The sequence below is a fragment of the Endozoicomonas sp. YOMI1 genome (assembly GCF_024606345.1).
GTDB lineage: Bacteria > Pseudomonadota > Gammaproteobacteria > Pseudomonadales > Endozoicomonadaceae > Endozoicomonas.
Map to the genome: position 1 here is coordinate 1 of NZ_JAHHPM010000546.1, position 14,078 is coordinate 14,078.

The 14,078-nt window shown below is 47.3% G+C and carries 10 protein-coding genes; 5 read left to right on the plus strand and 5 right to left on the minus strand.

Annotated features, from left to right (window positions below; translation table 11 throughout):
• Positions 1-402 precede the first annotated feature (402 nt).
• The gene (locus tag KDK15_RS19430) at positions 403-609 is read left to right on the plus strand and encodes a hypothetical protein (RefSeq protein ID WP_257297052.1); all 207 of its coding nucleotides are present in this window, start codon (positions 403-405) and stop codon (positions 607-609) included.
• A 43-nt stretch (positions 610-652) separates the two neighbouring features.
• On the opposite strand, the gene rarD is transcribed toward KDK15_RS19430, so the two are convergent.
• Together rarD and KDK15_RS19440 are read right to left on the minus strand one after the other, a co-directional pair.
• Positions 653-1,534 (minus strand): EamA family transporter RarD, encoded by an 882-nt coding sequence (gene rarD / locus KDK15_RS19435; protein WP_257297053.1) that lies wholly within the window; start codon positions 1,532-1,534, stop codon positions 653-655.
• A 360-nt stretch (positions 1,535-1,894) separates the two neighbouring features.
• On the minus strand, positions 1,895-2,179 hold the full coding sequence (locus tag KDK15_RS19440) for a helix-hairpin-helix domain-containing protein (protein ID WP_257297054.1): 285 nt from the start codon (positions 2,177-2,179) through the stop codon (positions 1,895-1,897).
• Between the two features lie 865 nt (positions 2,180-3,044).
• On the opposite strand from KDK15_RS19440, the gene lon reads away from it, so the two are divergent.
• Positions 3,045-5,471: an endopeptidase La gene (gene lon, locus KDK15_RS19445; RefSeq protein WP_257297055.1), complete on the plus strand. Its 2,427-nt coding sequence runs from the start codon at positions 3,045-3,047 to the stop codon at positions 5,469-5,471.
• A gap of 416 nt (positions 5,472-5,887) precedes the next feature.
• Here the strand turns inward: lon and KDK15_RS19450 are convergent, their stop codons facing one another.
• The 3 genes from KDK15_RS19450 to KDK15_RS19460 form a co-directional block, all read right to left on the minus strand.
• A complete protein-coding gene (locus KDK15_RS19450) occupies positions 5,888-6,502 on the minus strand; it encodes a riboflavin synthase subunit alpha (protein WP_257297056.1) in 615 nt (204 codons plus the stop codon).
• A gap of 35 nt (positions 6,503-6,537) precedes the next feature.
• The gene (yfcD, locus tag KDK15_RS19455) at positions 6,538-7,065 is read right to left on the minus strand and encodes an NUDIX hydrolase YfcD (RefSeq protein WP_257297057.1); all 528 of its coding nucleotides are present in this window, start codon (positions 7,063-7,065) and stop codon (positions 6,538-6,540) included.
• A 112-nt stretch (positions 7,066-7,177) separates the two neighbouring features.
• The gene (locus KDK15_RS19460; RefSeq protein WP_257297058.1) at positions 7,178-8,614 is read right to left on the minus strand and encodes a hypothetical protein; all 1,437 of its coding nucleotides are present in this window, start codon (positions 8,612-8,614) and stop codon (positions 7,178-7,180) included.
• A gap of 593 nt (positions 8,615-9,207) precedes the next feature.
• Between KDK15_RS19460 and ppnN the strand changes: the two genes are divergently transcribed.
• From ppnN to KDK15_RS19475, 3 genes are all read left to right on the plus strand, one after another.
• Positions 9,208-10,584, plus strand: a complete 1,377-nt coding sequence (gene ppnN, locus KDK15_RS19465) for a nucleotide 5'-monophosphate nucleosidase PpnN (protein WP_257297059.1) — start codon at positions 9,208-9,210, stop codon at positions 10,582-10,584.
• Between the two features lie 278 nt (positions 10,585-10,862).
• Complete coding sequence (gene acnB / locus KDK15_RS19470) at positions 10,863-13,454, plus strand: bifunctional aconitate hydratase 2/2-methylisocitrate dehydratase (RefSeq protein WP_257297061.1); 2,592 nt, start codon at positions 10,863-10,865, stop codon at positions 13,452-13,454.
• 97 nt (positions 13,455-13,551) lie between these two features.
• Entirely contained in the window at positions 13,552-14,028 is a 477-nt protein-coding gene (locus KDK15_RS19475) for a thioesterase domain-containing protein (RefSeq protein WP_257297060.1), read from the plus strand.
• The last annotated feature ends 50 nt before the right edge of the window (positions 14,029-14,078 follow it).

A 14,078-nucleotide genomic window follows, 5' to 3' on the forward strand; every position in this document is an offset into this window, starting at 1 on the left:
AGCGCAACATTCGTTGTTATGATCCAAGGCTCAAGCTGCCTTTATGCCAGTCCTAGATAGCACGCAAATTTTGTAATATGAAAACCGCTGAAAATGTTACCCACGCAAGGAAAATCAATGGGAAAGTAACATCTTTTACCAACAGCGCACGCCAAAAATCACAGGCTGACTTTTAGAATGAAGAGAATTTAAGCCATTAAACCCAGCTCAGCTGAAGCACAAACAGGGAAAGTACAATACATCAGGCATTAGCATAAAGTAGAAAACTACGCCGTCAAACAAATGGCACGCAGTATGCATACCATTTAGCGTTTCGTGTCGACACCCGGTTTAATGGAATAAGCCCAGCTGCCGACATCCTTTGTCTTCGTTACTTTTGTCAGCATCATCCAGGACTCTTCAATGAACAAACCATCACTCAGTAGCATGGAAGCCTATCTCAGACAGATGGGTATGGTGACCCTTCCCGAAACCCCTGGTGACCTTGAAAAAGAGTACTATCGCCAGATTTACCGGGTGCTGCCCAGAGAACAGGCTCTCTCGCTCCCGGTCAGGAAAGCCCGTTCAAAAACCTCTATCAAGAAAAGTAAAGAAAAAAGGTACCCCTGATATCCAGATAGGAGGCGTGAGAGGCTTTCAACCGATCACGCTGTCAGCTTATATGTCGAAACAGGCCATCCAGCGTAAAAATGGCCAGTGCAAGCCATATCAAAGCGAAAGTAACCATCTGTACCACACCCAGCGGCTCATTATAAATCGTCACACCAACCAGAAATGAAATGGATGGTGCCAGATACTGCATGATTCCCAAAACCGTCAACGACAGCTTTTGAGCGGCCATATTGAACAACACCAGAGGTATGGTGGTCACAAACCCGGCCAGGGCAAGGAGAAAACTGGTATCCGGATCGGAAACGCGAAAAGCATGCCAATCATTTTCCATCAGCCATAGAAAATAGAAAACGGCGGGAGGCATCAACAGCAATGTCTCAACAGCCAGCCCAGTGGTCGCATCGACATTAATCCTTTTACGGATCAAGCCATAAAACCCGAAACACAGAGCCAGTACAAAAGCGACCCAGGGCAGTTTACCCAGCAAAAACATCTGCATTGATACCGCTGCAGCTGCTATAAACACCGCCAGCATCTGGTATCGGGTCAGACGTTCCCCCAGAAAACAATAGCCAAAAAAAACGCTGATCAGCGGGTTAATGTAATAACCGAGGCTGGTTTCAAGAATCCTGTCATTGGTAACTCCCCAGATAAAACAGAGCCAATTTCCAGCAATAAACAGTGACGACAAAACCAACCAGCCCAGTATCCGGGGGGACTTTATTATCTCAAGAATCCCTTTCAGTTTATGACGAAAAGATAAAAAGCAAACCAGCAAAAGTGATGACCAGAAAACTCGATGAGCAAGCACTTCCAAAGGAGGTACCTCCTCCAGAGTCTTGAAATAGATGGGGATCAGCCCCCACAAAGTAAATGCCCCAACGGCAAACGTCAGGCCAGACTGTCCCCCTGCGTCCCTCACAAATCCCCCACATCAGGCCCATGGCATCCCAGGGATGCCAAGAAAAATAACAGTCCGTTCAGATAAGAAACATCCTTTGCATTGTAAAAGCAACGAAACACAACGCTGGATGCTGTATAACATATTGAACCAATATTAACCAAGAAATACACAAATGATTATTATAGTCAGCCAGACTCCTCTGACCCTGCAGCCTTGGGAAAGTGTTTTTTGGTGGCGGCATGACCTATGCCTATTAAAGATACGTGATCTGTAAATACATGGATGGGTGGGAATACCCATCGTTTATCGGACCACTTAAATGGAGATAAAAATTACCTGAAGAAGCCTGAACTCATTCAGGCTTCCTTGCCAGAGAGATCAGTCAAAAACTATACGATTTTTATTTTTATCCAGCATTCTGCTGCCAACGTATTTAACCTTATCCAAATCATCAAAGCTTTGATAAGGGCCATGCTGATCACGATGCTTGACAATTTCCATTGCTATACGGGGTCCAACCCCGAGAAGTCCTTTATCCAGCTGCTCCATGGTTGCCTGGTTCACATTAACTTTCTGATCACCAGACCGGGCTTTCTGGTCAGCCCCAAATACAGAGATACTGAATAAAGAAGCGCCTAGAAAAACGAGGGTTTTGATATCCATATCAACGACTCCTTAAAAAGATACATAATCCGCTATTGATAGATTGTCTATAAAACAGCTTTGTTGAATAAACCATCCTTAAAACAGTCAAGGCAATGCGAGAGATAACTGCAAGACAAAAAATTCTGAGCAGATAAGCGGATCAAATTATCACGCAGCCGGAGCACCCCCCAAAACCTGTTCTTTAAAAGATTTACTGGGTGGCGTCTCACCAATCCACACTCGCAGAAAAAGATTGAACAAGTCTTTGCTGGCAGGAACGATACCTTTTTCAACACCGGCAATTTCAATCCGCAACCCTTTACCCGGAAATAAGAAAAGCAGTTAAAAAAGAAATACGATACATTGAGTGATAGTTTTGCATACTACATACCTTATTTTTGTCAGGGAATACTATCCCACTTCATCCGAAGCTTTCAGCATACTGGGCTGCATACATTTCGATACTGCATAATTTGGGTACCCTCGCAGCGATTCAAGCGATCATACTATGTACACTGTTTGAGCTGCCAAGATCTTTACCTATATTCTCACTCCAGAAGCTGTTTGCCGTCATTAAGTTGTCACCAATTCATCAGCCGGAACTATCATGGCCAACGGATATAACCATATCCATTGCCACTGGTCAGCAGCCCAATATTCCCATTACCAATCCTGACTAACTAAACCATACTTAAGTGCACTGACTATTGAAATTACTGGATAAGCCTCAAAATAGAATATCCAGAACACAACTGACCAGGTTGAAGCACAGAGTAAAGAGAGTAATGGGTAAGCCTAACCTTCCATGAAGCACGCTACACCATGGCTCTGCAACAGAATATCAACCAGACTTTCCTGTTAAACCAGCTTTTGCAGACAGACTATGACAGATCAGGATCCAAACAACCCCGAAGTGATCAGTGGGGACGAAGACAGTCAAAAAACCAGTACCGGACTTGTACTTCCACACCAGTCGCTGCCAGACAAACTCTATCTGATCCCCGTTTCGAACCGTCCTTTCTTTCCTGCACAGGTACAACCGTTAGTATTCAGCAATCAGGAGTGGGGAGAAACACTGCAGCGTGTTGGCCAGAGCCCTCATAAAGCGGTTGGTCTCAGTTTTGTTGGCCGTATGCCCGGCATAGACGTTGCTCCGGAAGACTTTCCTCAGGTAGGGTGCGTTGTCAAAATCCATAATATTGTTTCAGACAATGATCAGGTTCAGTTTATTGCCCTGGGAATGCAACGCTTCAGAATACGACAGTGGTTACGTCGTCGGCCTCCTTATCTTGTTCAGGTTGACTATATCGACACACCTGAAGACGACAGTGATGAAGTGAAAGCCTATGCACTGGCACTGATTCAGGCAATCAAAGAGCTTATCCCGCTGAATCCTCTGTATAGCGAGGAGCTGAAAAATTATCTGAACCGCTTCAGTCCCAAAGATCCCTCACCCCTGGCAGATTTTGCAGCGGCTATTACCACCGCTCCCGGACAGGAGCTCCAAGAAGTGCTGGAAACCATTCCTGTTCAACGCAGGATGGAAAAGGTACTGGTTCTGATTCGCAAAGAGCAGGAGGTCGCCCGTCTCCAGAGTGAAATCAATGCAGAAGTTAACCGGAAAATCAGTAATCATCAGCGCGAGTTTTTCCTGAAGGAACAGCTTAAAGTCATTCAAAAAGAGCTGGGCATATCGAAAGATGACCGAACTGCCGAGATTGAACAGTTCGAGCAAAGACTGGAAAAGCTGATTGTCCCTGAAAGTGCAAAGAGTAAAATCGATGATGAGCTGAAAAAGCTTTCTATCCTGGAAACCGGCTCCCCTGAATACGCAGTTTGCAGAAATTATCTCGATTGGGCAACGTCTGTCCCCTTTGGTCTGTACTCCGAAGACAATCTCGACCTTCCTCACGCAAGAAACGTACTCAGTTCCGACCATGACGGTCTTGAGGATGTTAAAGAGCGCATTGTTGAGTTTCTGGCAGTGGGTGCTTACCGGAAAGAAGTATCCGGCTCCATTATGTTACTGGTAGGCCCTCCTGGTGTCGGCAAAACCTCTATTGGCAAGTCCGTCGCCAAGGCTCTGGACCGTAAATTTTACCGTTTCAGCCTGGGCGGCATGAGAGATGAAGCTGAGATTAAAGGACATCGTCGTACTTATATTGGAGCGATGCCCGGAAAGCTGGTTCAGGCACTGAAAGAGGTAGAAGTATCCAACCCGGTCATCATGCTTGATGAGATTGATAAAATTGGTGCTTCCTTCCGTGGGGATCCCGCATCTGCACTGCTTGAGGTATTGGATCCTGAGCAAAATACCGAGTTTCTTGACCACTACCTGGACATGAGAATTGATCTGTCAAAAGTACTGTTCATTTGCACAGCTAATCAGTTAGATACTATCCCTGGGCCACTGCTTGATCGAATGGATGTAATCAGGCTTTCCGGCTATATCACCGAGGAGAAGGTGGCGATTGCCAAGAATCACTTGTGGCCCAAACAACTGAACAAAGCCGGTCTCAAAAAGAGCCAGCTTAGAATGTCAGATACAACCTTCCGTAAAATTATTGATGGTTATGCCCGGGAAGCAGGTGTTCGTCATTTTGAGAAATTGCTGCAAAAAATCATTCGAAAAGTCGTCGTCAAATTCCTGGAAAATGATGAAAGCAAGCTGACCGTTTCTGCTAAAAACCTGCAAGACTTTCTCGGAGCGCCCTACTTTCGCAAAGAAAAAACCATGGAAGGTATTGGCATAGTCACCGGTCTTGCCTGGACCGCAATGGGCGGTGCCACACTCCCTGTTGAAGCCTGCCTTATACATCAGCAAAGAGCCGGTTTTAAATTGACTGGCAAGCTGGGTGAGGTGATGAAAGAGTCGGCTGAAATCTCCTACAGCTATACCACCAGCCACGCCAAAAAGCTTGGTATTAAGGAAGACTTTCTGAAAACAGCATTTATACACCTCCATGTTCCAGAAGGTGCCACCCCGAAAGATGGCCCAAGTGCCGGTGTAACCATGACAACCGCTCTAATCTCTTTGGCCAGAGGCATTAATCCCCTGAAAAATATGGCGATGACCGGAGAGCTGACGCTGACCGGCAAAGTATTGGCAGTGGGCGGTATTAGAGAAAAGGTGATTGCTGCCCGACGGCAGGGAATTATGGAACTGGTTCTACCGGAAGATAACAGGAGAGACTTTGATGAGCTACCGGATTACATCCGTGAAGGCATCTCTGTACACTTTGCCAGCCGGTATGATGACGTCTATAAAGTTGCATTTCCAACGGCCAGCAAAAGCAAGGAAAAAAAGTAAGTAGAGCAAACCGTACACTGCTGCAAATAAAAAGCGCCACCCATTCGGGTGGCGCTTTCTTAATCACTCTTACAATAGCAGCGGGAACTAATCCCGTTTGGACACGCTAGTGAGCATTTATATTCTGGGCTGTGCAGCAAAATTATTCAAATAATATATAAGACATAATAAGAATATTGAGGATTATTGAAATAGTAAAAGCATATAAATATAAACGACAATGAAATATTAAAATAAGGAAATATAAAAAATACCAGACACCCTAACTACAGTGATGTACCAACAAATCGCGGAATCACAGCAAGAACAGCAAAATAATGAAGAAACAGATTATCAGCATCGCGCAGGATTGCATCTCAAGATATGCAACCCTGCGATGACATGAAAAGCTTCAGAAAGCTATATCACGACATATATCATAACTTGGCTGATTCCAGATAGCTTTTCACCGTGGTGACAATAGCCTGAGTCTGGCTATCTATTTCCAGGTTAACTCTATCGCCAACTTCGGCGGTACCAAATGACGTCATTCTTAAGGTTTCTGGAATGAGATGAATGCAAAAGCGCCCTCCCTCAACCTTCTCACCAACAGTCAGACTACAGCCATTTAAAGAAACATAGCCTTTAGACAGGATATAATCTTGCCATTCAGGTGCAAATTGAAAGAACACTGTGACATTGTTTTCTTCCTGCTTAATGTCACAGATCTGAACAGTATCGTGAATATGACCAGAGAGCAGATGCCCGCCAATTTCATCACCAAACCGTGCAGCTCTTTCAATATTGACTTTATCACCTTCTTCCAGTGCCCCCAGGTTAGTAACCCTCAGCGTCTCTTTCATCACATCGAAAGTGGCACTTTCCCGGTCAAAAGCAGCAACCGTCAGACAGCATCCATTCACCGCAATACTGGCTCCGGTTTCGAGGCCTTCCAGCAATGTGGACGGCAAAAGCACAGTAATACGGTTCAGTTCGTTGAACTTTTCAATTCGACCAACTGGAAAAAATCCCTTCACAATACCTGTAAACATACACTACCTATCGTCACCAAGCACGCTGGCATACATCAGAATGTTGTAAGACAGTGAACCAGTCTCTCAAGAGCAACCAGACTGTCTGGCGTATAATTTCGGTGGTTACGGTTAGCTAGCACTTCTTCCGGTGATTCCTGCACCACACTGACAACCTCTTCTTCCTGCAGAACCAACGGACCATCAAAATAACAGCTATAGACCCTGCCCCAGACCTGACAATCATCATTATGGAAAAAAAAGTGAAAATGCGAAGTGATGGGCACTTTCTCGATACCAAGCTCCTCAGCCAGCTCCCGTTCAGCAGCCTGATCATAGCTTTCTCCCTCGGTAACCACGCCCCCCGTAGCGGGATCAAAGTAGCCCGGATAAATATCCTTATTCAGGGACCTTTCCTGCACATAAAGGAGCCCTGTTGAATTGAAGACAAAAATATAGGCTGCCCTGTGGCAGAGTGCTTCTTCTCGCATTTTCCCTCTGGGAACGGACCCGAGAACAAAATTATGGTCATCAACCACAACCACACTTTCCACAGACGCTTCCACCTCTTGCTGGCCAGGCATCGAGATCTCCTGTTATCTGCCTTTCAGTTGTTATTATGGCAACATCATATATCAAGCCATTGGTAATCGAAAACAGAAAATCAGGACTTTTGTGTACGGTTTCAATGAGATTTTACTGCAACCTGTCTTCTACTTTTATTCTGATATAAAGACACCCATCCTCGTGCAGCAGATCATTCACATCTACCATAGGCAAAAAACGTGGAAGACCAGAGGGTATATTGTGCTCACTTTTTGGTTTTTGAAAGCTTTTACTGTCAGCACCCGTTAAAAAAACATCTGAGCATCTTTCATAGGGTACATATTCTTTGTTGAGTACTTGGACGGTTATTTTTTTCTGCATGGGCCAAGCCACATGATCATCATCTTCACCCTTCATAACCTGAATAAACAGGCTAACGTGGGTACCATGTGCCGACCCATCTCCACATGGGAATATTTTTGCACGTAGCTTATATCCTTTATTGGGTGCCGTGTAAAAAGAGTCGCTAACTAAGGACGCGGGTGAGCCACCTGCTCCGATATCATTTACAGTCTTGTTGAAATCTTCTAGCTTCCAGACAAAAGTTCCGTTGGCATTGAGCCTGAGCTGTTCCTTCAAGGCATTTATCTCAAGTTTGGATTGGTCAGATTTTACAGAAAGCTCTTTCACAATTCGTTCAAGTTCTTCTATGCGCCAGACGTAGTCTGGCATCGCCTCAGCCAGACGATCTAACCGGTGTTGAGCATTCTTTTGCAGCTCCATCTGGGCACTAATCTGAACATCTTGTCTTTGAATAGATTCGCCAACCGCGGCCTTGAACAACTCAGTTGCAGCCACCATGCCTGCGATATCGTTTTTAATGGCTATTGCAGCAGCGGAAAGATCTTGAACTCCCGGCTCCATTACCGTTGCCCCTGCCTGTTCCCGGGCAATGGGAGCTGATGGCAGTGGCCAAACCTGACTGCTCTGATCATCTATTGGCATATCGTCAGCACAATGAGGCTCAGTTAGTTCTCCTGCGGGAGATGTTTGGGGATGGGCATGTTGGTAATGTTCAGGCAATTCACTTAACAAAACAACTGCACCACATTCGTGGACTGAACCCTCTGACCCCTCTGACCCCTCTGAAGCTAACTTTTCCGCACAGTTAACAAGCAGGCCTTGTGATAACTTGGTCAAATTCTCATGTTCATCAAGACGGTGACCGTCCTGGACACAGGTTTTACAAGCTGCCAGCGTAGCATCTCCTAGATCGCCCAAAAGGGACTGAACGTCATCCGCCTTGGGAATAAGGTTGACAATACCACGAGTTGGATCAACAACAGTGGGATTCTTCGAGCTGGCCTCCATGATATGTTCTTGACCCTTTTTAGATTCACGACAAAACAAAAGATTCACTCTCTTGACATCCTCTTCTGAACATCTGAAACATCTTCCACCGGTCGTGTTGTAAATTCCGCTCTTCTCCCCAGAAGGCAACCTTGCAGGCAAACCCTCAGAAGGTAAATGTGGTGTATTCTGAGGCAAAACTGGGTATAAGCGCGAAGATGATGATGATGGATTCATTAACAATACTCCTGACAGTAAACTGTATTTTTTTTGAGGTAACCCTTGAAAAAGACGTATTTCAAATCTTCCGGTGCTTTGAAACATCTCAAAAAAACGAAGTTAATTTGAAATATATGTTTATTAGGACAGCAGATTAATTCGATAGTTCAGTGACACTTAAGTACAAAATTAATGAGTGGCTGAAGGTTTATTTAAGCGATATGCTGCTGGCAGAAAATCGTTATGCTCCTACCGCTGGAAGCATTCTTTAAGCTCTGAGATATTTCCGTTCAAAAGAGTCCACTTCAACCTGAATAACCGAGGAGCCTGTGCGAAAATTTGATTAAGGAGTTTATGGCATCTCCTCCAATTTGTCAGGGCTGCGTCATTTCGTCAAGACTGATCAGAAGCTCCTAAAATCGGTATAATTTGCTTATGGTAATAGGAATTTTAATTTCCCCAACTGGTAAAAACTGTAATTTTCTCTCGATTTCAACCCACAGGACCCGATAGTTAGTTAAATATATTTTTGTCCTGACCAGCATCTATTACTGCCATAACCAACGCAACCATGCTGCCGGACACCGAACACAATCCTTTAAGGGGGCATAATGAGTAAACCTAATGTAGTCTCCGCCATTGTTAACCCGGTTGGTTCCATGCGAGTACTGTCCAGCCGCGAAGTCAATATTCTTCAGGATAATACCAAAGCTGGCCTGCATCGCCTTTTTCGTCAGTGCGCCCTGGCTGTGTTAAGTGATGAGATGGAAGGCGACAGTGCAGAAGAGCTGTTACAAACCTATTCCGAATTTGATATCCGCATTGTCCAGGAACACCGTGGACTGAAACTCGAGCTAATCAATGCCCCCGCATCCGCATTTGTTGATAAAAAACTGATCCGGGGTGTCAGGGAAAACCTGTTTTCCGTACTCAGGGATATTCTCTATGTTTCTTCACTGATCACCAGCGACAGGCGTTTCGATCATGGAAGCTCATCCGACATCACTCACCTGGTGTTTGAAGTGCTCAGAAATGCCAACGCCTTTATCACCAAACAGACGCCCAATATCGTGGTCTGCTGGGGTGGGCACTCCATTGGCCGTGATGAATATGAATACACGAAACTGGTCGGTTATCAGCTGGGGCTCAGAAAGATGAATATCTGCACCGGCTGTGGCCCCGGTGCAATGAAGGGGCCGATGAAAGGTGCTTACATTGGCCATGCCAAGCAGCGGATCAGTAATGGTCGTTTTATTGGCCTGACTGAGCCTGGCATCATTGCTGCCGAGTCTCCTAACCCGATTGTCAATGAGCTGGTTATCCTGCCAGATATTGAAAAACGCCTGGAAGCCTTTGTCCGCCTGGGGCATGGCATTATTGTTTTTCCGGGTGGACCGGGAACCTGTGAAGAGATTCTTTACCTGATCGGTATTCTCCTGCACCCGGACAATAAAGACATTCCCCTGACCATGATCCTGACAGGGCCCGCCGGGTCGGAAGCTTACTTTGAACAGATTGACAACTTCATTGGCAATACACTGGGCAAAGAGGCACAGGAAAAGTACCAGATCATCGTCAATGATCCAGCCAGGGTTGCCACGATCATGGCCCGTGGTCTGGAAAAAGTGACCCGTTTCCGTCGACGACATGGGGATGCGTACTACTTTAACTGGCTGTTAAAGATTGACCAGGAATTCCAGCAGCCTTTCGAGCCAACCCATAACAACATGGCCAACCAGGAATTGCACGGCAATCTCCCTGCCCACCAGCTGGCAGCCAACCTCCGTCGTGTTATGTCGGGCATTGTTGCCGGGAATATCAAAGAAGACGGTGTTAACCTGATTCGTGAGCATGGCCCTTACCAGCTCAGTGGTGAACCGGAACTGATGAAACAAATGGACACCCTTCTGCAATCGTTTGTTGACCAGCACCGGATGAAGCTTCCCGGCAGCTATTATGAACCCTGCTACGACATCATTGAAACCTGACTTTTTGTCAATTCCACTTTCCACCACCTGCCTAAAGAGGCCATTTCGGCTTCTTCAGGCGCTTTTGCGTAAATCACAAATACAGAAACAGCCATTCACAGAAAAAATAGTGGCTATTGCGGTCTTTACTTAACTTGACAGGCACCTTTCGCTATACTGCCCGCGCCACCAGTGCTACTGGTAAAGATTTCCTTGGAACGTCTGACGGACCCATAAGATCATAAAGGTTTGTCGAAGGATCGCCCAAGAGCCTGCCACAGATGATGAGGGTAGAACTCGTGTTAGAAGCCTACAGAAAACACGTCGAAGAGCGTGGCCAAGAAGGTGTCCCACCGAAGCCGCTGAATGCAGAACAGGTGTCAGGCCTGATTGAACTGCTGAAAAATCCACCAGCAGGTGAAGAACAATACATTCTGGACCTCCTTGAAAATCGTATTCCTCCCGGTGTTGATGAAGCCGCCTATGTAAAAGCCGGATTCCTTTCCGCTATCGTAAAGGGCGAGGCTGAATCGCCACTGGTTGACAGTAAGAAAGCCGTTGAGCTGCTGGGCATGATGCTGGGTGGTTACAATATCGAAACCCTGATTGCTCTTCTGGACAGCACTGAGCTGGGTGAACTTGCCGCTGAACAGCTGAAAAAAACCCTGCTGGTCTTCGACTCTTTCCACGATGTGGTAGAAAAAGCCAAAGACGGCAACGCCAATGCCCAGGCCGTTGTTAAATCCTGGGCAGAAGCGGAATGGTTCACCGGGCGTGATGCCGTGCCTGAAAGCATCAAGGTCGCGGTATTCAAGGTGACCGGTGAAACCAATACCGATGATCTGTCCCCTGCCCCTGATGCCTGGTCACGCCCGGATATTCCACTGCACGCTCGTGCTGCCTATAAGATGACCCGTGATGGTCTTGAACCTGAAGAGCACGGCGTTACCGGCCCGCTGAAGCAAATTGAAGCCATCAAGAGCAAAGGCCTGCCGGTTGCTTTCGTGGGTGACGTTGTTGGTACCGGTTCTTCCCGTAAGTCTGCCACCAACTCTGTACTCTGGTTCTTTGGTGATGATATCCCCGGTGTACCCAACAAGCGTGCTGGCGGTATCTGTATAGGCAGCAAGGTAGCCCCTATTTTCTTCAATACCATGGAAGATGCCGGTGCCCTGGTGTTTGAAGCCCCGGTGGATAAGTTGACTATGGGTGATGTTATTGAAATTCGCCCATACGATGGCAAGATCCTCTCTGAGTCCGGGAAAGTTCTGTCTGAGTTCACCTTCAAATCCGACGTTATTCTTGACGAAGTACAGGCCGGTGGCCGTATCAACCTGATCATTGGCCGAGGGCTGACTGACAAGGCCCGTGAGGCACTGGACCTGGGCCATTCCGACATATTCCGCCGCCCGCAGGCTCCCAAAGAGTCAACCCATGGTTTCACTCTGGCCCAGAAAATGGTCGGCAAAGCCTGCGGTGTTCCCGGTGTCCGTCCTGGTCAGTACTGTGAGCCCAAAATGACCACTGTCGGTTCTCAGGACACCACTGGCCCGATGACCCGTGATGAATTGAAAGACCTTGCCTGTCTGGGCTTCTCCTCTGATCTGGTTATGCAGTCTTTCTGTCACACTGCCGCCTACCCAAAGCCAGTAGATGTGGAAACTCACCACACCCTGCCGGACTTCATCATGAACCGTGGCGGTGTCGCCCTGCGTCCTGGTGACGGCATCATCCATAGCTGGCTGAACCGCATGCTGCTGCCAGATACCGTGGGTACCGGTGGTGACTCTCACACCCGCTTCCCGTTGGGCATCTCTTTCCCTGCGGGCTCAGGCCTCGTGGCATTTGCCGCGGCAACCGGTGTTATGCCATTGGATATGCCAGAGTCTGTTCTGGTTCGCTTCAAGGGTGAAATGCAGCCAGGCATTACCCTCCGTGATCTGGTTCACGCCATTCCACTCTACGGCATCAAGCAAGGCCTGCTGACCGTCGAGAAGAAAGGTAAGAAGAATGCCTTCTCCGGCCGTGTACTGGAAATTGAAGGTCTGGAAAATCTCACTGTTGAACAGGCTTTCGAGCTGTCTGACGCTTCTGCTGAGCGTTCTGCTGCCGGCTGTACTATCACCCTGTCTGAAGAGTCCATCACTGAATACCTGAAGTCCAACGTAACCATGCTGCGCTGGATGATCAGTGAAGGTTATGGTGATGCCCGTACTCTGGAGCGTCGTGCCCGTAAGATGGAAGAGTGGCTGACCAACCCAACCATGATGCGTGCGGATGCCGATGCAGAATACGCTGAAGTGATCGAAATTGATCTGGCGGAGATCAAGGAGCCTATTCTCTGCGCGCCAAACGATCCGGACGATGCCCGTACACTGTCGGATGTTGCCGGTGACAAGGTCGATGAAGTGTTCCTGGGCTCCTGTATGACCAATATCGGTCACTTCCGCGCCGCCGGAAAACTGCTGGAGCAGAACCATGATCCACTGAAGACCCGCTTCTGGATGTCGCCTCCCACCAAAATGGACAAGGCACAGCTGGAAGAAGAAGGCTATTACAACATCTACAACGACAACGGTGTGCGGACCGAAATCCCGGGCTGTTCTCTCTGTATGGGTAACCAGGCACGGGTAGAGCCAGGCGCAACAGTACTCTCTACCTCTACCCGTAACTTCCCTAACCGTCTGGGGGATGGCGCAAACGTATACCTGTGTTCTGCTGAACTGGCATCTGTCGGTGCCATTCTTGGCAAAATCCCGACCGTGGCAGAGTATATGGCATACGCCAGCAACCTGGATGCCATGGCGGGTGACGTCTATCGCTACCTCAATTTCGACCAGGTAGAGTCTTATCAGAAGGCGGCTGACGATATCATCGCCAAAGCCAGCTGATAAATTGCTGCGTTAATCGACAAAAAAGCCCCTGTTTTCAGGGGCTTTTTATTTTTAACATAGTTATTTAAATACCAGACGAGTGATGGCCTGCAATATGGACACGGCAACACCAGAATCCCTTTTTACACCAGAACTGATCGCGTGGATAAAAGACAACATCCCTCTGCTGAATAATATGGAAGTCAGTTTTGATCAGTTCAAGGATGGAGAATTAGTGATCAGCTGCCCACTGGCGCCCAATATTAACGATAAAGGAACCGCTTTTGGTGGAAGTATTGCCGCGCTGGCCACCATCTGTGGCTGGCTGTTTACCACACTTCACGCCAGAACACTTGTAAAGGACTGCGCTGCCGTTATTGCCGACTCCCAACTGACCTACCATGCCCCCGGCAAAGGCCGCATATCAGCCCACTGCAGCGCCACTGTTCCAGACAGGTTTTTTGATCGTTTGAATGAGCGTCGCAATGCCAAACTGGAGTTAACGGTTGAGTTATATTCAACAAAGAAAGAAGAGCAGTCATCCATAAACATCGCAACCTACAAAGGCATTTATGTGGCGATGCCTGAGTAAGTAGTTGGCCAAATGGAATCGTATTTTCTGGCTAAGTGGGCAGTTACTAT

Coding starts and splice junctions, on each gene's coding strand:
- lon (WP_257297055.1), top strand. CDS start 3,045: ATGACAGATCAGGATCCAAACAACCCCGAAGTGATCAGTGGGGACGAA.
- KDK15_RS19460 (WP_257297058.1), bottom strand. CDS start 8,614: ATGAATCCATCATCATCATCTTCGCGCTTATACCCAGTTTTGCCTCAG.
- KDK15_RS19475 (WP_257297060.1), top strand. CDS start 13,552: ATGGACACGGCAACACCAGAATCCCTTTTTACACCAGAACTGATCGCG.
- ppnN (WP_257297059.1), top strand. CDS start 9,208: ATGAGTAAACCTAATGTAGTCTCCGCCATTGTTAACCCGGTTGGTTCC.
- KDK15_RS19430 (WP_257297052.1), top strand. CDS start 403: ATGAACAAACCATCACTCAGTAGCATGGAAGCCTATCTCAGACAGATG.
- yfcD (WP_257297057.1), bottom strand. CDS start 7,065: ATGCCTGGCCAGCAAGAGGTGGAAGCGTCTGTGGAAAGTGTGGTTGTG.
- KDK15_RS19440 (WP_257297054.1), bottom strand. CDS start 2,179: ATGGATATCAAAACCCTCGTTTTTCTAGGCGCTTCTTTATTCAGTATC.
- KDK15_RS19450 (WP_257297056.1), bottom strand. CDS start 6,502: ATGTTTACAGGTATTGTGAAGGGATTTTTTCCAGTTGGTCGAATTGAA.